This is a genomic window from Mesorhizobium sp. WSM4817 (genome assembly GCF_055811135.1).
Map to the genome: position 1 here is coordinate 109037 of NZ_JBVVQQ010000019.1, position 18053 is coordinate 127089.

Annotated in this window: 10 protein-coding genes and 2 pseudogenes; 2 read left to right on the plus strand and 10 right to left on the minus strand. The window is 58.9% G+C overall.

The features are described 5' to 3' along the window. Nucleotides 1-14 precede the first annotated feature (14 nt). The 6 genes from AC0L2K_RS23915 to AC0L2K_RS23940 form a co-directional block, all read right to left on the minus strand. Entirely contained in the window at nt 15-902 is an 888-nt protein-coding gene (locus AC0L2K_RS23915; RefSeq protein ID WP_065010588.1) for a type IV secretion system protein, read from the minus strand. Nucleotides 903-960: 58 nt separating this feature from the next. Then, complete coding sequence (locus AC0L2K_RS23920) at nt 961-1644, minus strand: TrbJ/VirB5 family protein (RefSeq protein ID WP_065010587.1); 684 nt, start codon at nt 1642-1644, stop codon at nt 961-963. Nucleotides 1645-1657: 13 nt separating this feature from the next. Beyond that, nucleotides 1658-4027: a type IV secretion/conjugal transfer ATPase VirB4 gene (virB4, locus tag AC0L2K_RS23925; RefSeq protein WP_473532492.1), complete on the minus strand. Its 2370-nt coding sequence runs from the start codon at nt 4025-4027 to the stop codon at nt 1658-1660. Further along, complete coding sequence (locus AC0L2K_RS23930; RefSeq protein ID WP_065006389.1) at nt 4027-4353, minus strand: type IV secretion system protein VirB3; 327 nt, start codon at nt 4351-4353, stop codon at nt 4027-4029. The genes virB4 and AC0L2K_RS23930 overlap by 1 nt, the downstream gene beginning before the upstream one ends. Continuing rightward, nucleotides 4353-4658: a pilin major subunit VirB2 gene (gene virB2 / locus AC0L2K_RS23935; RefSeq protein ID WP_404927828.1), complete on the minus strand. Its 306-nt coding sequence runs from the start codon at nt 4656-4658 to the stop codon at nt 4353-4355. Before virB2 ends, AC0L2K_RS23930 begins: the two co-directional genes overlap by 1 nt. Before the next feature lie 74 nt (nt 4659-4732). After that, nucleotides 4733-5515: a type IV secretion system lytic transglycosylase VirB1 gene (locus AC0L2K_RS23940; RefSeq protein WP_065006391.1), complete on the minus strand. Its 783-nt coding sequence runs from the start codon at nt 5513-5515 to the stop codon at nt 4733-4735. A 1300-nt stretch (nt 5516-6815) separates the two neighbouring features. Between AC0L2K_RS23940 and virG the strand changes: the two genes are divergently transcribed. Beyond that, nucleotides 6816-7541, plus strand: coding sequence for a two-component system response regulator VirG (gene virG / locus AC0L2K_RS23945; protein ID WP_473532493.1), 726 nt, complete (start codon nt 6816-6818; stop codon nt 7539-7541). Between the two features lie 148 nt (nt 7542-7689). Beyond that, nucleotides 7690-8799, plus strand: a pseudogene (locus tag AC0L2K_RS23950) (IS110 family RNA-guided transposase). Between the two features lie 291 nt (nt 8800-9090). On the opposite strand, the pseudogene AC0L2K_RS23955 reads toward AC0L2K_RS23950, so the two are convergent. The 4 genes and pseudogenes from AC0L2K_RS23955 to AC0L2K_RS23970 form a co-directional block, all read right to left on the minus strand. Further along, a pseudogene (locus AC0L2K_RS23955) lies at nt 9091-9608 on the minus strand (IS66 family transposase); the annotation flags it as partial. A 127-nt stretch (nt 9609-9735) separates the two neighbouring features. Next, nucleotides 9736-13194: a Ulp1 family isopeptidase gene (locus AC0L2K_RS23960; protein WP_473532494.1), complete on the minus strand. Its 3459-nt coding sequence runs from the start codon at nt 13192-13194 to the stop codon at nt 9736-9738. Between the two features lie 51 nt (nt 13195-13245). Then, complete coding sequence (gene virD4 / locus AC0L2K_RS23965) at nt 13246-14991, minus strand: type IV secretion system ATPase VirD4 (RefSeq protein ID WP_065010962.1); 1746 nt, start codon at nt 14989-14991, stop codon at nt 13246-13248. Between the two features lie 247 nt (nt 14992-15238). Continuing rightward, nucleotides 15239-16099 (minus strand): hypothetical protein, encoded by an 861-nt coding sequence (locus AC0L2K_RS23970; protein ID WP_473532495.1) that lies wholly within the window; start codon nt 16097-16099, stop codon nt 15239-15241. Nucleotides 16100-18053: the final 1954 nt, after the last annotated feature.

Genomic DNA, 18053 nt, shown 5'->3' on the forward strand with positions numbered 1-18053 from the left:
CGCTTGTCGATTGGTTAACCACCCGCCGTTTTGGCAAAGTGGCGATTGAGGTTGTTAAGAGGTTGGTTCGCACCTGCCCAAGAGCCGCCGGCGATGCTGCTGGCGATCGTCGGAAGCGCGACGATCAGAGCGTCACCAGCCAGGAAAAGCATGTCGAGCTCGTAAAGCCCGATGATCTTGGCTGCTGTCGTGCCCGAGAATTTGATCACCCCCAGCATGAATACCAGCGAGGCTGCTTCGGCAGCGATAACTATCGTTGCAACGATATTGAGGAGGAGAAGCAGCAGCCCGTACGAGAGCAGTTGGCCGATCCATCTGGTGGCTATGTCTCGAGTGTGATCAAAAAGGTAGCCTACAAGGACCAGGGGGCCGATCGCCAAGAGCACCTTCGTCAGGATTCCAACGGCATCGTAGATCTCGAACGCTGTCCACAGCGCGCCGTAGAAAATCCATTGCGCTCCCTGGAAAGCAAGTATGTCCTGGCCGTTCATAGGCCCAATTTCGGAAGCAATCACCTGAAAGACATACTGACTTGAAGCAAACATGAAGTCGAGCTTCTGAGGGATCGCCATGAAGGGCAAGTCGCTGCCACTGATGTGGTGAGCCAACCTCGGGATCGTGTCGTCGAAGACCGCTTCAATGTACTGCTGGTAGTTGGCCTGCCCTAAGATAAGAGCAACGACAATCGATACCATGATTACGCGCGAGATACCCCCGCGCGCATCGACTTGACCACGCATGACCAGACAGCCTTGGATTATTATCCAAAGCGTGACACACGCAACCAGAGGCGCACTGACCGCCTCTTGGATCTTTTCAAGCACTTCGTGCAGCCCTAACGTAAAGGCCTCATGAAAGATCGTGTGTATAGCCGTGAATGGCGCGGGAATTTTGAAATTCATGGCGTGAGCCTGATTTGTCCCTGATCAGCGCAGCTGAGCCGAATGAACTCTGCGTGGTTTACGGGAGGATGCTAAACATCTTGGCGGTGTCCTGGCGTTCGCGACGCTGCGTGGCGGCCTCCTCCGCGGCGTGAAGGCTGCCTTGTGCAGTGGCCATCGTCAGCAGACTCGTGGCCTGGGCATTTTGGATAATCGCATCATGAATCTGCTTGAGGACCAGACCGTTGGTCACGGTGGCCTGCACAATATTTCTCGAGCTGGAAAGCTGACCAAGCGTGTTGTCGTTAGCCTTAAGGCGCTTGTCCATTACGCCCAGAGTGTCGGCTGCAAGAGCTGCGGCATTGGCGGCACCAGCGATTTGCCCCTCTAACAGTTTCGCTTCTGCATCGGTGCCGGTGACTCTCCGAGTTGGGTCCTGCGCAATGTTACGCGCCATGGTCGAAACTGGCGCCCGAGCATCAAACATCTGCCCCTCCAGCGTATTGCTCGACGGGTAGTGATTTCCTTGGTTCAGTGTGCCCAGCAGTCCCGTGACACCGAATGACGACTTTAGCATATCCACCATTTCGATCGTGGTAGCGAGCGTCGTGATTGACCTCTCAAGGATCGCCGCATTGGAAATCGCTGTTAAGGTCACTTGTGTTTCTGTTACCGGGTCGCTGACGACAAATTGCGACCGGGCCTGTGTGCTAAGCAGAAAGGAAGCAGCAAGCGTTGTTGCTGCAAGCTTGGCAAATCTCATGAATATTCCTCCGTCAGTCTTGAATTTCGTGGTAACGAGCCATGAACTTGTCGAGCCACCCACTTGGGGCATCTCCGTACTGGTCACGAAGCTGGTCGGCAAAGCGCACGGTGTTGGCCCGCCCCGAGAGTACGGCTACATATTCGCGCATCTGCCCAAGATCGAATTCGCAAACAACACTCCCGCTGTCGCGCTTGAGCAAAAACTTGCGGCTGCCAATTGCCATTCCGTGGCGGATTGCCTCGAACTCCTGCGTAGTGCACTTCAAGCCATCGACATACGCCGCTCGGTCCGCCGTCGGTGATGGGTAGAAAATCTTCGTCATGCATTGTGCAACGAGACTAGCTCCGAGGGGCGATTCAAGCACGTGTTCAGGCTGCTGCGTTGCGAGTATCAACATCCCGTTGTTTTTGCGGACGGTGAGCAAGAACTTGTCGATAACAGCCGAGAACTGGGGGTTGAGCAGATAGAAACGAAATTCGTCGCAGCTCATGACAAACCGACGGCCATCGACAACAGCGCCCACGCGATGCAGAAGATATGCGGCGGCCGGCGCACAGACCTCCTCAAATTCCAGGAGCTGCGTCATGTCGAAGCCTGTAATGGAGGCATCCAGCCTTACTTCGTCCACATCGCCGTCAAACGCCCATCCAAGCGCATTCCCTCTACACCACCGCTGCAGCCGTGCTCCTGCGCCCTCGGAGGGGCTGTGCAGCAGAAATTCGCGTAGGCCCGCAAGTGAGCGCATGACGGGGTCGAACGAAAGTTGACGAACAATGCCACGTTCCAATCGACGGCTTTCCTCCGGCGAGATCGGACCACGGCCGTCACTCTCGATCAGGGCCATCAACCATTCGCGCAGAAAATCCAACGAGGCGGAGGTGTTGTCCAGTCCACGCAGGGGGGCCAAGCCGCTCGGAGTGCCTCTGCGCAACGCCAGATATGTCCCTCCCGTGGCTCGAACCAGCAGTTCACCACCCCGGTCCTTATCGAAAAATACGATGGCACCATCGCGATCGACCACGCTTTGCTCAAGCATCGCGAGGATAAACGTCATCAGCGTCGTCTTGCCTTTGCCGACGGGTCCGAATATCGCCGTCATGCCGACGTCATTCTCATGGGGGATGTAGTCGAATGAAGTTCCACCGTTCGTGCGAAAGCGCGCAACCGCTTTGCCCCAGTGGCCGGAAGTGGAACCGCTTGGGAAGTTTTCAAATGACACAAGCCCGGCAAAATTGTGCGAGGTGATCGCCCCGGGGCGTGTGCGCCACCTGTTGTTGCCCGGAAGTTGGGACCAGTATGCGGCCTCCATGCCGATACCCTCCTGGACGATAACGGCGCCCGCATCGGCCAGCCTTGCGCGCGCATTGGCTGCGCGATCTGCAAGGCTGTTGAGGCTCTCGGCATGGACGCACAGGCTCAGATGATGCGAACCCATGACGAACTCGTTGCTTGCCAGTGCGTCCTCTGCCTCGGCAAGTTCATTGATCTGGGTGAGAGCCTTGTCGCCGGCGCTCGTCATCTGGCTGGACTTAAGGCTAAGCTTCGCATGAGCTTGTGGCCGTGTGAGGAAGGAAAAGCTCTGGCTGAGCACAAGCGGGAAGTTGGCCGACAGCAAGGGATTTAGCATGCCTGGCCGCGTCGTCGCCGGATATTCACGGAATGAAAACAATGATCCCACGGAGCTATCCCCAGGTCTTCGAATCTCAAGCGCCCGCTTCCCGCAGATGACCTGGTCAGTGTAGATCGAGGCGCCGAGTGAGCCGGTAACCATCGGAACCGGAAGAAACCGACAAGTCATCATCAGCCGAAGCGCCTCACCAATTTCCGTGAAGAGCACGTTGCCTCTCTCACGGATACCCAACCGGCGCAGACCGTAACCGCCGAGTGCGCCAGCAATGATGTGCCAGAGGTCTTCCAGGCTTCGAATTTGGGCGGCTAGATCATTGTCATTCCGTCTGGGGGACTTGAAAATCCGCAAGCCGATCTTGCCGATTGCGCTGCGGGGGAACACGATGACAGTGAGGAAGTGATCGTTGCGAAAGAGCTTTCCCGACAGCACACGGCGCTCGTAGGCCTCGCTCAGACTGCCAGCGAATGCACTTTGAAACTGGCGCGGCGCTGGCGCCGGCACATCATTGTGTCGCACAAGGTGAGCGTATATCGAGACATTGTCATCTGCGATGTTGCGCAAGAGAGTGTTGAACGCGCGGCAGCGCGAGTTGCGCATCTCAGCGTCTTCCAAATCAAACGGCAGCCCGTTCACATGTGCCATGGCCATGATCGATCCGTCTTCCAGAAGGACAACCTGATCGCTTAGATGACCGACATAAGGAAGGTAGATCTCGCCAGATCTCTCGGTCCGGCCACTGGCGCCAAACATTACACCATTCCTCTTCCGCGTTTCGGCACTCTGATCGGATTGGCGCTGACGCTCGCGCCGCCCCAGACCGGCCCGTCCACGCTTCTGCCGGCCGTTTGCAAATAGAGGAACGCGACGCTTGCGGCGTTATAGTCACGCTCAACAATCAGCCGTGCTCCGAACCAGAGTGGCACGAGCACGACTTCATAAAGCGGGTTCTTAAGGATAATGATGATGAGCCCCGCCAGCATCATGAGCGCTCCGGCCAGTGTCAGCGGCACCCCCAGAAACAGTGCGGGGCGTGTCGCCGCCACATAGAGGGTGCTCACTTCCAACCGGTCGCTCATCAGCCACCGCCTATGAGCGCCTTGCCCAGGAAGCTGGCGCCAAACATGATGACAATTCCTCCAACAACACCCGCAACCAGGCCAAGTGAAGCACGACCGAACATCCAGGAGATGCCGATGGCCACGAGTCCGAGCACGGCCAGTGATTGTCCGAAGGGACCAAGTATGAAGGCGCAGATATTCTGGACCATCTTGGCAGGATCCGTCCCTCCGGTCACCTGGGCCGCGGCCGGCCCGCTGGAGAAGACCGTCCACGCGACGCCCGCAGCAGCGGCCGGTACATATTCAGCCGCCATGCGCAGCATGGAAAAAGGCGAAGGAACACGCGTTTTAAGTGCACGAAGTATTTTGAGTGGCTTCATCATTGTATCTCCATGTTTCAATCGAATACGAGTTTGTTCGGGTTCGAGGGTTCCCGCTCGTCCGCAGCCTGGCTGCCTGTCGGACCGGAGGGATCGGCCCCGGAGCGGTTTCGCTGATAGGAGCCCCAAACGTCCCACGAATCTTGTGCGGGCTGCTTTTCATTAGTCTGTTGGCTCTGTTCGAGCAGAGGGGGCACGGTTTTCGGACCGGCTGCCTCAAGGCCTGGCACATCTTGAGCGGTCGGCTCCAGCGTTCGCTCAAGGAGACTTGACATGTCCTTTGCGGCCGACTCGACCTTGCGTACATAACCGTTGGTGAAGCCACGCGTGACGTCGCCCGTGTTATAGGCCGAGATGGCACGGCGAAGCGCCAGTTGCTGTGCCACAGCAGTCGTGCCGCCGGCATACCGGCTTTCAAGTAAGTGGGCGGCAGCCGAAAGCGAGGCGCAGGGCTCGAAAGCTTTTTCCGGCGTGAGATTGAGCATGGGAAAGTTGTTGCTGTTTATCTGCATCAATCCAACATCGACAGAATGTTGTGCTTCGAGGCGGTGCTTGATGCCCCGCGTGGCTTCCAGGTGATCTATCCAGCGAAGCTGCTCACCTGTGGTGTTGTCATGAGCCACCAGCGTTTCAAAGCCACTTTCAATCTTGGCAATCGCGGCGAGGGTGGACGGCGCAACCCATGGAGCGCATTTGCGCGACAGGCTGTGGAACTCACGGGGAGAAAGTGGCGCGGGCTCGGCTGGGAGTGACATGGATGTCAACAGGACGATGGCCAGGGGCCAAGCTGCAATAAACATTCCCTATTACCTACCTTTCCAAGCCGCCGCACGAGTTCTGCCCCTGTCCGGCACGCGCTTATCGGGGAGGTTTGTTACTCTGTGATGTTCAATTTCAGCTTTTCGGTTTCAACTGAAGCAAAGACCGTGTTGGTGTCAGCGTGGGTGGAGCAGCTTGCGCATGCGTGGGGTGGCGCCGGCCCGATCAGCCAGCGACATCTGGAGCATCTTGGTACGATGACTCCTGTGCGGGATTGCTCGTCCCGGCCGTCCGTTGCTCCTGGACCGTGGCCCGCGACTTCGGCGTCATGGATGGTGATGGGACCTTTTGTCAGCGCTAAGCCAAGGACAAAATGGGAAGCTTGGCGGGTTTGTTCAGGCTCGGGATCACCGTGGGGAATCGACGAAGGCGCTAAAGCAGCCCAACTTTGCCGATATGCTGCCGGTGCTTTAAGAGACAGCCATGCGCGGCCCTGCACACTCAGATCATTGTTTGAGACCGCGAGCTCGTCCGCGAAGCTGGCTCGAAGGGGCAAATCCGCGGGGGCGAGGGTCAATTGGGAATACGTGGCGGCGCAGCCCACCTGGTGCGAGCCTGGTTCAGCTGATCGGTCGCGCCGCCAACGGGTGGATCATGCACAGTCCCATCGGCAGAAAACCGCACGCCATTAACGGAGTCCGACGGCGCAATGGACAAGCATAGTGACACCCTCCAGATGGAGGAGTTGCAGTAACTGAGAAATGTTAGCCCGGACGTTCACCGCAATCGGCGACCTGCCGGTCGCCCGAAACAGCATTTGGGCCGCCGGCCACCTTGGACGAAGCCGGCTTGGCAGGAGACATACTATTTGGCACAAGGCCGCTGCAGCGAATCACGGTCTTCTTCCGCCGACCGCCTTTCCGATCAACCAAACGCCGCGCTGCTCAACCATGTCCGAGCTGGATCCACGAGCCGGAGGATGTCGAGATGATCCAGGTCCGCAAACTCCAGGATGACAAGGATGCAAGGGCATAGCAGGAAACTTGGCATCCATGAGGTCGAACTCGAATGGTATTGGCAGGCCTGCACCAACGGGGGAGCTCGAAGCGAAAAAGCGAAGGACCACACGGCAGGGTCATCTCGGCGCTTGGACCTGTCTGGTGGCCACGGGCTGCCTGGGTGCGGTCAATTCGCCACGGATGAAAAGACCAGGACGAGCACGGCCTCACATTGGCCGCAGGCAACGGCGAGTGATATCAAGGGGCAGCTGTTCTGCGTCGGTGCCCCAGGGTTGCTCAGAAACAGGTTTAGACAAGGGGATTCAAGATTGAAGGTGTGCCGTTGAAACATGTTCTTGTCATTGACGATGATGCCGCAATGCGGCGCCTCATCGCCGGGTATCTCACGATGCATGCCCTGAAGGTAACCGCAGTCCACGATAGCAAGCAGTTTGACTATGTTCTTTCACATGAGCCAGTCGATCTCGTGGTTGTTGACCTTAACCTAGGCCGGGAGGATGGACTTGCGATTGTCCGCAATCTGGCGACAAGATCGGATGTTCCTATCATAGTGATCAGCGGCGACCGGCTTGATGAGGCGGAAAAAGTGGTTGCACTGGAGCTCGGCGCAACCGATTTCATTCCCAAGCCTTTCGGGATGCGCGAATTCTTGGCCCGCATTCGAGTAGCGTTACGCGAGCGCATTTCCAGTCCGCGAACCAAAGATCAGCGCTCATTTCGCTTTGGGGCCTGGAAGCTCAGCGTCAAGCAGCGGCGCCTGATCTGTACGGAGCGTGGCGAGGTCAAGCTTACCGCATGTGAGTTCAATCTCTTGATCGCATTTCTGGAGAACCCCCGCAACGTGCTATCCAGAGAACGGCTTTTGCTCGCGAGCCGTGTGCGTGGAGAAGAGGTGTACGATCGAAGTATCGATGTCCTAATCATGCGCTTGCGCCGAAAGCTGGAGGCTGATGCGGCCAATCCTCGCCTAGTCAAGACATGCCGTGGTGCAGGGTACTTCTTCAACGCTGACGTAGACGTTAGCTACGGAGGCACCCTGGCCGCGTGACAGGTAGTTATGCTGGAGATTGGCTGACGAGGCTGTTCAAGCGTAAGACCGTATGTCCGCTTCTGCCGGTGAGGTGGCTCGCCCTACACTGCGCGTCCGAGGGTTGCTCGGGCGGGCCGAGCCGATCCTCATCACAGGAGGACGAGCCGTGGCAGATTATAGGGAAGCATTTGTCGGAATCGATGTTGCGAAGCAGAGGAATGCCGTCGCGATTGCGGAAGCCGGCCGGGAGGGAGAGGTTCGCTTCTTCGGCGAGGTCGATGCATCGGATACGAGCATGCGCCGCGTTATCCAACGGATCGCCGCCAAGTTCGATCGGATCCACCTCTGCTACGAGGCGGGCCCAACCGGCTATGGCCTCTACCGACTGATCCGTTCCCTTGGCCATGAATGCACCGTAGTCGCGCCATCGCTGATTCCAAGGAAACCTGGCGATCGGGTGAAGACGAACCGCCGGGATGCTCTTTCATTGGCAAGGCTGCTGCGCGCCGGCGAGCTGACCGCGGTGTGGGTCCCCGATGAAGACCACGAAGCCATGCACGATCTCGTTCGCGCCCGGGCCGCCGCGGTCGAGAGGCTGCGGGTCCATCGCCAGCAGGTGGGCGCTTTCATGCTCAAGCATGGTCGTGCCTATCCACGCAGGAAGAACTGGACCATGCGCTAGCTGCGTTGGTTGCAGGAGCAGCGGTTCGATTATCCTGCACATCAGATCGCACTCCAGGAGATGGTCGAAGCGGTGCGCGTCTCGAAAGAGCGTGTGGAACGGCTTGAGCGCGTGATCGAAGAGTTCATCCCGAACTGGTCGCTGGCGCCGATCGTGCGAGCGCTCCAGACATTGCGTGGGGTCGATCTGATCGTCGCCGTAACGTTCGCTACCGAGATCGGCGACGTAAGCCGTTTTGAGAGCCCTCGCCAACTCATGGGTTATCTCGGCCTCGTTCCCGGCGAACGATCGACCGGCGAGACAATCAGGCGTGGCGGCATCACCAAGGCAGGCAATGGCCGCGTTCGCCACATGCTGGTCGAGAGCGCCTGGACGTATCGACACCCTCCCCGGATCGGCAAAGCGAAGCTGTACCGGCTGGAGCAGGCGCCGCCGAAAGTCGGTGAGATCGCATGGAAGGCTCAAGCCCGCCTGACGACCCGCTATCGAAAGCTGGTCGGGCGAGGCAAGCGAACGACGGTGGTCTGCACGGCGATCGCCCGCGAACTAGTCGGCTTCATGTGGGCCGTCGCCAGGGAGGCACGCTCCACCTGATCGCTCGCCGCGGCAGTGTACACCTCGCGCATGGGCGGAGGCGGGACCACGGCAGGGGAATGCCCGTCAGACGCTTTGTGGCCGGCAAATTGACCGACGCCCGCAGTAAGATAGGAACAGCCCCGGACGCACAATCGGGAATGCGGTAGCCAACCCGCGCATCAGAGCTTGATCACCGACGTCCTTCAGTTCCGCCTCCTCCCATACGCGATCATCAGCACGACAGCCGCTCCCCGGATCGGATGATTTTGTGCGCCCACAGCGTTGACAGCGGTCATCAGAGCGCTGTTCTCAGGCCACGGCTTTGAGCTCGGGCGCCCGGATGCAGGCCCAAGGCAGCAGGTCGTTGATCTGGCTGTTCGGATGGCTGTTGACGATCCTGGTGAGGACGTCGGCGAGATAGCCGAGTGGCTCGACACCATTGAGCTTGCAGGTTTCGAATCAGCGACGCGATGACTGCCCAGTTTTCGGCACCGCCGTCTGAACCTGCAAAGAGCGCGTTCTTGCGGTTGAGCGCCATCGGACGGCTTGAGCGCTCGACGGTGTTGCTGTCGATCTCGATGCGGCCGTCGTCAAGGAAGCGCGAGAGGCCTTCCCAGCGTGAGAGCGTGTAGCGGATTGCCTCGGCGAGCTTGGTCTTCTGACTGATCAGGCCGAGCTTTTCGCGCAGCCAAGGTTCAAAATCGGCGACAATAGCGCGGCTATTTTCCTGACGCATCGCGCGGCGTTCATCGGCCGATCGGCCGCGGATATCGTCCTCGATCTTTATAGAGGTCGGCGATCCGTCTCAGCGTCTGGGCGATCGGCGAGTTCCAGGCCTACATCGCCTTCCAGCAGTGCCAGCCTGATCAATTACGGCGAGAGCTACCGGTCCGGAGATCGGATCAGCGCCTCTGTCGTCAAAAGAGCCGTTCTGTTTGACCCCAGCCATGGAGCTCAACGCCCCGCGTCGGAGCGCTCTCTGCTTCTGAAGGAAGCCATTAGGTCGGCTCGGGCTTGATCGGAGGCTTGGTTGATGGACGTCGTGGTTGCTTCGCTCGGCTGCCGCCCCATGGCGAGGCTTTGCGGATTATCAGTCCTCTGCCTCTTCCCCGGTCTCAATAGCGCTGTGTAGTGTTCATTGTTTATGATGACGCCCCCGCTGTTCACGAGGTTGCTCCTGTCGAGTGTACTCGTCAGCTCGTCCTGGGCCTCGCGAGTCCTGCCCAAGCGCCGTTCAAACGGCGCTGGCGCGACTTGTCGGGCTTGCTGCTCTTGCAACACGGCTTGTTGCACCTGCGACGCGGCTCCAAAAGCTTCCGGGGGGATTGCGGCAAGCTCGTGCGGCAAGCGGCCCTGCCTCAGTCGGTTTTGCAGCGCCTGCCGATCGGCGACGAGGTCGTCGAGGTGCAGCGGCCGCAGCCGTTCCGGAAACTCTTGGTTCGCCAATCTCTGAACCAGCGCGCGCGTGCCGTCCACCACAAAGACTCCGCAATCAACACCGTTGTTCTGCCGGGCCATGGCGGGTGTCACCAGGGTGGTCGCGCCCAGTGTTGTTGCGAGCTCTCGTGCAGGCGCGTCATTGTATCCCCGTCCATAGCTCTGATGGATGGAATCGTAGTGATAGGCGACCGCTCTTTCCGGGTCGCGGCGATCAACGAGCAGCAGCGACCAATGCTCGTTGCGTCCATCAGTTGCCACCGTAGCCAAAGGGTTGCCACTGTTCACCGGCAGGAACACGAAGTCGGCTGCGACGTCGTTGTGATGATAGATGGACAGCAATGTAAGTTGCGGGTCCCGGTCGTGACGGCGCAGTTGCTGGGAGACCAAGGGATCCACCAGCCGCGTTCGGGCGGCGAGCGCTGGGTGGGCCTCCTGCAGGTCCTGCTCCAGCAACCGGTAATCCCTGTGGATATGGGCGTCGCTCAGCAGGTCGGCACCGAGCACCACCCCCTCGGGGAGGTTGGACGAACCTGACGGAAGCGCTGCGATCCGTGCATCGGAGGAGGTGGTCAGATTGACTAATGGAACACCGCGATAGGTGTCTGACAGCCTGGCGTTCGCTGGCGAGGCGGGTTCTGGGGCCTTTGCCAGTACTGCTGCCGCTGCAGCTTCCCTCATCGGACCGCGATCGACGAGCCAAAAGTCGTTGCCCCCTTCTGGCCTCTCGGCGGTGTAGCCGTGACCTTTAATCTCGTAGTTCCATTTCGGGTTTTCCGCATCCGGCAAGAGGCCATGGTGGTCCAAGAAAGGGAGCATCGCGTCTGGGACGGGCTGAGTCCCATGGGAGAAGCCTTTGGGGACGGCGAATGAGACGTTTATGGAGTTCTCGATCGCAGCGGGGGGTGCCTCAAACCTTGCTGAGGGCGCGGCCTCCGCATGCAGCCTTCCGATGTGTTCGGACCCAGTCCCTTGAACGGGTACCCCTTCCAATGGCAATTCACCCAACTGCTGCATGGGGGGCTGCATCGGCACGCGGCCGCCTGAATGGCCGATTTCGCTCAGCGGCTGCTGAATGGCGGCGGCTTGCGGCGTATTCAGGGCCCTCTGCCTCTCCGCTGGCCTCAATAGCGCTGTGGAATGTTCATTGTTGATGATGACCCACCCGGGTGGCAGATGGTTGCCCTGGTCAAGCGCATCCGGCCAGGGCCGGATCTGCTGTTGGCTGGCAGCTAACGCTGGCGGGGCGGCGGCCTCAACTCCGGCGTGCCCAGAGCCGGCCGCTGCGAAAGCGTCGGCCACGCTGCTGTTGAGGTTATCCGGTCCAGCGAGATTTCCTGGGTCGCCGAAAAAAGACGAATCGGCTTGATCATCCTGCCGTCGCTGAAGCACTTCGCGGAACCCCTGTTCCAGTCGCAGAAGCTCCTCTGGATTGGTTGGCGACTCGTCAGCTTGAGCGAACAGCCTCCGAGCCTCGGAAACGTCTGACGCGGGCTCCGCATCGCGAACCCGTTCCAGCGCTAAGCGGAGATAGCGGTTGCCTGGAAACAACCTCTCGGCGAATTCGATCCGCGAATAGTGATCCAGCCCAGAGATCGTCTGGCCCCGACTCTCAAGCGCCTCAGAAAATTTGCGAAGATTACGACCATAGATAGCACGGGTGCTTGAGGCCAAGCTGCTGTCACTGGTCACTTGTTCTAAGACATGCGCGTCTGCCTTTGAGGGCACCGGCACTGGCCACCGGCCAGTCGCTGAATAGCCCGGCTCATGATACGCACGCAGGACGTTCAACGCCGTCTTTATATCAACGTTTTGCGGAAAGAAAGTATCTAGGTGATCGACCAGGGATTGGTGATTTTTTAGATCAGTCGCTTGGCCGCGAGCGCCGAGATCATTCGCCAATCGGCGAAGCGCATGCGAGTATATTCGGAGCGTCGCCGCGCTATGGTGTTGCTGAGCCGCAGCGTGGGCGATCGCCTTATCAATCACGTCCCGGTGTTCGCCGGACAGATGGCGATAGCGGGTAGCACGGGCGCCACTCGCGACAGGTTCGGCTCGGCGCGGCTCGGCCACGTGCTGCTCAAAGCTCACGTGCCGGGCCTGGCCCGCATCCGGCAAGGGGTCATGGCGGCCCAAGAAAGAGAGCATCGCGTCTGGGACGCGTTGAAAAGAGAGCATCGCGTCTGGGACGCGTTGAAAAGAGAGCATCGCGTCTGGGACGCGTTGAAAAGAGAGCATTGCGTCTGGGACGCGTTGAGTCACATGGGAGAAGCCTTCGGGGATGGCGAATGAGATGTTTATGGAGTTCTCGATCGCAGCGGGGGGTGCCTCAAACCTTGCGGAGGGCGCGGCCTCCGCATGCAGCCTTCCGATGTGTTCGGACCCAGTCCCTTGAACGGGTACCCCTTCCAATGGCAATTCACCCAACTGCTGCATGGGGGGCTGCATCGGCACGCGGCCGCCTGAATGGCCGATTTCGCTCAGCGGCTGCTGAATGGCGGCGGCTTGCGGCGTATTCAGGGCCCTCTGCCTCTCCGCTGGCCTCAATAGCGCTGTGGAATGTTCATTGTTGATGATGACCCACCCGGGTGGCAGATGGTTGCCCTGGTCAAGCGCATCCGGCCAGGGCCGGATCTGCTGTTGGCTGGCAGCTAACGCTGGCGGGGCGGCGGCCTCAACTCCGGCGTGCCCAGAGCCGGCCGCTACGAAAGCGTCCGCCACGATGCTGTTGTGGTCACCCGGTCCAGCGGGCATCCCTGGGTCGCTGAAAAAAGACGAGGCGGCGAGATTATCCTGCCGTCGCTGAAGCACTTCGCTCAACCCCTGTTCCAGTCGCAGAACCTCCTCTGGATTGGTTGGCGACTCGTCAGCTTGATCGAACAGCCTCCGGGCCTCGGCAAGGTGCTGCTCATCGCCCACTTGCCGGGCCTGGTCCGCTTGCCCCTCTTCCAACCCGGCGTCCTGCACCTGCGACAAAGCTGTTACACGGGATGGATTACTATTTCGCGGGTCCACACTAGCCTCACATCAAACTGTATCGTCAAAGTCTTGCGCCGATCCACGCAGCGGGTCATCGAGTTGAGATTCTGCGGAGAGCCCCTCGTCTGCTATCGTCAAGGGTACCGGCTCCGGGAGGGCGCCTGTCTGGCTTTCAAAGATGCGTTTCAGGATGCGATCCGAAAAATATCGCACCTTCCTCAACTGCAATGGTGGCAGACCTTTGATGAGAACGATCTCGTACTCGTCATTAAGTAGCCGCACCTGTTCGGGACGCAACAGCGGTGCACCCTGATGTGAATTCTGGATGTTCCAATCGAACGTTCGCGCCTGGCTGTAGGAAATCGATTGGGCTTGAAATGTGTATTCACCGATAGCTTTGGAAATGTAGTTCGGAGTCTCGTCATCGGCAGTGGCCATGAACACTTGCAGTCCGGTATTGCTGAGAAAATTCTGCTTGCCAGCCTCGCCATAGGCCCCCGTCAGTGCGGAGAGGCTCTGGATGATGAGCATGAAGCGACCCTTGTAGCCCGCGATGGTCGTAATTGCGGTCTCGATCGCCTCCAGCTTACCCAAGTGCTTGAACTCATCGAGCAGAAAGAGAACCTCGTTCTTTTCATCCCGGCGGGGCAGCGACCGCTGCAGAATTGAAACGATTTGCTGAAAAAACAAGCGTATCAAAGGCGCGATCACCTCAAGGTCGTTCGGACCAACACAAAGATAGATGCACGTTCTGCGACGGCGAAGATCATAGACCGAAAAGTCCGAGCGACTTGTAGCTGCCTTTACAGCGGGATCCGCCCACAGGTTGAGCCCGCCATCGCCGAGCACGGAAGTGTAGGAGGTCAGGATTTTCGTGTCGTTCCCCGCCATGTCGTCGAATATGCGTTGTGCCTCTTTGTTCTGGGTCTCCATGGCGAGTCGCGCGAAGAGCTTAAACTTCTCCCCCGGCTGGGCGAAGAGATCATAGACGGCGCCGATTGTTGGCGTGCCCCGCTCGATGCAGGCAAGGATCCCCGCGACAAAGATATCTCGCGCGCCGCTGACGAAACCTTCCGCGCCCTCCCCCTTGGCCGTAATCAGGTTTGCGGCCAAGCGGCGGGCTTCGGTGAATTGCTGCTGTGGCGGCAGCGCTATAAGATCCAACAGCGGATTGTAGCAGTTTGTGCGCCGCTCCGAATCCAGCGGCGCGAATTTGAACACGTCGTCGCCTGCGGCTTTGCGCGCCCTCGAGGTGAGCTCAAAGAGCTCCCCTTTGACATCCAGAGCTATCACTGAGCCTTTGAATGTAAGTAGCGTTGGAATGACTATGCCGACGCCCTTGCCAGCGCGGGTCGGTGCAACGATGAGGCTGTGAGGCTGCTCGCCATTGGTCAGGTAGTAGCCAGGCCAGAAAGGGCCACTCGTCTTCCCAAATACCGGGCCTGTCACGCCACGGTATCGTCGCAGATATCCGGTGCGTCGCATTTCATCCACTCGAGCCCAACGAGCCGTCCCGTGGTGTTCGAGCTTGCGGCGCAATACGATCTGCTGAATCAGCAAGACGACCGCGGATGTCGAGAGCACGATAGCCGCGCCCCGATAGAAAACGGGGGTTGCGAAACCCAGATAGAAGGGCGTCTCAAACCAAAAGGCACGGACATCAAACGTCATCAGAGCCTCGCCGCCACCGCCGTGGCGGAAGGTTGCGTACAGACTTGCCGCACAGAAGCCCAAGGCGAGTGAGCAGGCGATGCTAACGGCTATGTTAGGGGGCGTCGTTTTTGTTGAAGGCATTGTTCCATTGCCGATTAGCCGTAGCTAATGCTGCGCTTGCTTCAGACACCGAACCGACGTCGCGCGCGATGTCGCCACTCGACAGATCGATGCCGCAGCGGGTGGTGCGACGCTTGCATCGCACCACCCGGAAGACGTGGTTTTTGAAGTTACACTAAGCAGGTACGTCAACGGCCAGCGACCTGGAAACGGCAAGGCCGTAAACGGAATTCGGGAGAGAAAGCGTCCCTATACCGTGGCCGAGACCTCAACGGCCCTCGCGATCCCTGTTTCTGGTGGCCTCCAGTAGGTCCGCTCGGGCGTGACTGTAGTTGCGGTTTATGGCCTGCCCGATTAGACCACCCCGCTGCAGCTGTTCATAGGAGATTTGCGCGCCTGTCGCACGGGCTGCAGCCTCAAGACCTGCTATGTGGCCGTCCAGATTCGCATTTCGTTCCTCTGCCTCATGCTGCGGCGGAGGCATTTGCCGCAAGATGTTTTCCATGCCGGGAACTGCGTGAGCTTGGGCCTGTTGATTTGCATCGAACTGGTGATACGCGGCTATAATAGCATTGCGTGCCACCGTCCTGATGTTGCCATCCGGATCAGAAGCCAATTCAACGGCCTGATCAAGAATGCGAGATTTGTTTTCCTCATTGAACTTACCGAAGTTTGGCGCAACGTTAAAAGCTCCGAGAGCTTGCGAGGCCGGCTCCATGTTGCCAATGCGATTGACAACAGCATCTTGCATATGTGGCGTTAGGTAATTGGCTATGTTGCTGACCGCTCTGACTTGCTCCAATGCTACGTTATCCGGCCGGTACCCCAATTCGGATGTCAATTTCCAGGTCAGCTCTCTGGCTGATTGTCCGAGCTGATTGCCCCGCCTTTCAAATTTTGCGAGTTCAGTTTCTGACCCGGGTTGAGTGCCCCGAACGGCTGTTCGCGCTTGCCTCCCGAGGTCTTTGAAGCCCGCAAGATTTCGCGCTGTATCGCGTGGCTTAGCGGTTACCAGCCGTTCTGCTACCTCGCTTAATGGCCCCTCTGGAAGGGACAGGATGTTACTGGGTTCCCTCCCGCCTTGGGATGAACTTGCAGCTGCGCGTGCGCGTTTGTTATCGCGATCCATGCTCGGTCTCCAAAGTCGTTATTCTACGCAATGAGGTTACCACCGAAGCTTGACCTGCTGAACCGATATGATGTTACAGTTGTAGTCTGGCAGAGGGTTCCCAGCCCCGTCCAAGCCAAAGATGATGAGGCTGGCATCAAATGCGATGAGTGAGTTCTGCCTGAGCGCATGAATGGCACGCCGTCGCCGACTCTTTGGCTGCTTCCGGTCCTTGCAAGAGCCCGGCATGATGTCCGCCGCAGCAGCTTCTCCTTTGAGCGCAGGTTTGCATGCTCGAGGATTTCATGACGAGGATCGCCCACTCCGGCTGATCAGCCGCGGCCGAGTTGTCGTGCTCCCTCGGCAAGGAAAACAGTCGCGACCTGACCGGTAATTTGCGCAGCGCCGCGCCAATAGCATCACTGTGCCATGCCCGCGACTAAGGCATTCCTGCTGGAGGCCCGTGGCAATCTCCCGACCCAGCCGGCGCTAGGCGAGGAGCAAAGGTCCGACGAGGAAAAATCGCGCGTGGGCGGGCCGCACGGTCGCGCAATGCCGCCCCGTCCTTCACTCGGCCGTGTGTCGTCTATGAGTGCCGCGGTCGTCAGCACCAGCCGGTGGCGAGCCAACCAACGCCTGGGCGATCGCGACTTCTTCAATGCCTTTGGGCCTGGGTTTTCTCAACGGGAGTCGCCTGGCAGCCACCGCGGAACGGACGGCATATATTCAGCGCCACCTCCGCAGCAACATGACCGGCTGCAATTGCCGCGCTGCCCCAATCGCATCTTTGCAGGCGCACCATCGATATAACTTGCTTTGGCTGCATCATCCCTCGCCTTCCACGCCCCTCGACGGTGCAGGACTCACAGAAAATTTCAATTCCCTAAAGACGGGTTCAGTTCTTCACGCTGCAGTCTGGGGCCAACCTTGCACGGTCCTACACGATCGGGTGCAAGGGGGTGAATGAGGGTGCAAATGGCGCCGACGCGCTCTGCTTGTGAGAAGCGATTGGCATTACTGCCGGAATGCAGCCATCCTGGCCGCCACCATGCCTGTTCATGGGCGCAGCCTGAATTGAAAGCCCTATCAAGGCTCAAATACGCTTCAGCTTACCGTCGCGATCGGCATTAGACACTCTCGCCACCCACATTTCTGCGCGATGCCAAAGCAAACGATCTACGCTAACTGTCAGGCCAGATTTCTCGAGTGGATCCGACCGCAATGATGTATTCGCCAGAGGGAGCATGGGCACGTACTTGTGACGTTTTTGCCTATGCCCCCGCGCCTCACCGCCGAGTCGGCTCTGGGCTTGCGTGGTCGCGACCGAAGATCCCAAGCCCTGTCGCCAGCCATGACGACCAGTGTCGGCTTTGCAACAAAGTCAGAGGTCCGACGGACAAGGGCGGCTCCTAAACCGTGTAATTGAAACCTTTTCTTTTTGGCACGCTCAGTGCAGCAGATGATCCTCAAACGATGCACGGAACCGCGATACACAGTGAGGGGAAATGAACATGACAGGCATCATTGCGTCGGTTGCGCTGTCAACTTTGTCTGGCTGCCAGAGGTTGGACCCAGGCCTGATATCGTTAGAGGTCGATCCTACAAAGCGGCATTCCACGTCCTGGGGGACCCCGATACGCAGAGCAACGTAGACGGTCAGCGTGTTTTCACGTGTGAAGGCCTGAGAAGCGGCTGTACACGGTTCCAACATTGATTTCGACCACGACCTGGGGAACGGGGGGCCGATCCCAGGCACAGAGACCGAGATTTACCACGATCACTGCGCCATGACGAAATCGTTGGATCATCAGGCATGGTTGAGGGCACCAACTATGATGGGAGCATCGACAGAGGCGATGGGTATGCAAGCCTGCTTAGCGACCAGCAACAGTTTGCTACTTTGAACGAGCTCTCACAACGAAGGCATCGTAGAGCCGGCCAGAGTTGCCTCTCGCCTGAAGCCGAGGCGCGCCTC

What these genes read in the sequence shown, in the direction of transcription:
- AC0L2K_RS23915 (WP_065010588.1), bottom strand. Translation starts at nt 902, where the DNA reads ATGAATTTCAAAATTCCCGCGCCATTCACGGCTATACACACGATCTTT.
- virD4 (WP_065010962.1), bottom strand. Translation starts at nt 14,991, where the DNA reads ATGCCTTCAACAAAAACGACGCCCCCTAACATAGCCGTTAGCATCGCC.
- virB4 (WP_473532492.1), bottom strand. Translation starts at nt 4,027, where the DNA reads ATGTTTGGCGCCAGTGGCCGGACCGAGAGATCTGGCGAGATCTACCTT.
- AC0L2K_RS23930 (WP_065006389.1), bottom strand. Translation starts at nt 4,353, where the DNA reads ATGAGCGACCGGTTGGAAGTGAGCACCCTCTATGTGGCGGCGACACGC.
- AC0L2K_RS23970 (WP_473532495.1), bottom strand. Translation starts at nt 16,099, where the DNA reads ATGGATCGCGATAACAAACGCGCACGCGCAGCTGCAAGTTCATCCCAA.
- AC0L2K_RS23940 (WP_065006391.1), bottom strand. Translation starts at nt 5,515, where the DNA reads ATGTTTATTGCAGCTTGGCCCCTGGCCATCGTCCTGTTGACATCCATG.
- AC0L2K_RS23920 (WP_065010587.1), bottom strand. Translation starts at nt 1,644, where the DNA reads ATGAGATTTGCCAAGCTTGCAGCAACAACGCTTGCTGCTTCCTTTCTG.
- virB2 (WP_404927828.1), bottom strand. Translation starts at nt 4,658, where the DNA reads ATGCTGCGCATGGCGGCTGAATATGTACCGGCCGCTGCTGCGGGCGTC.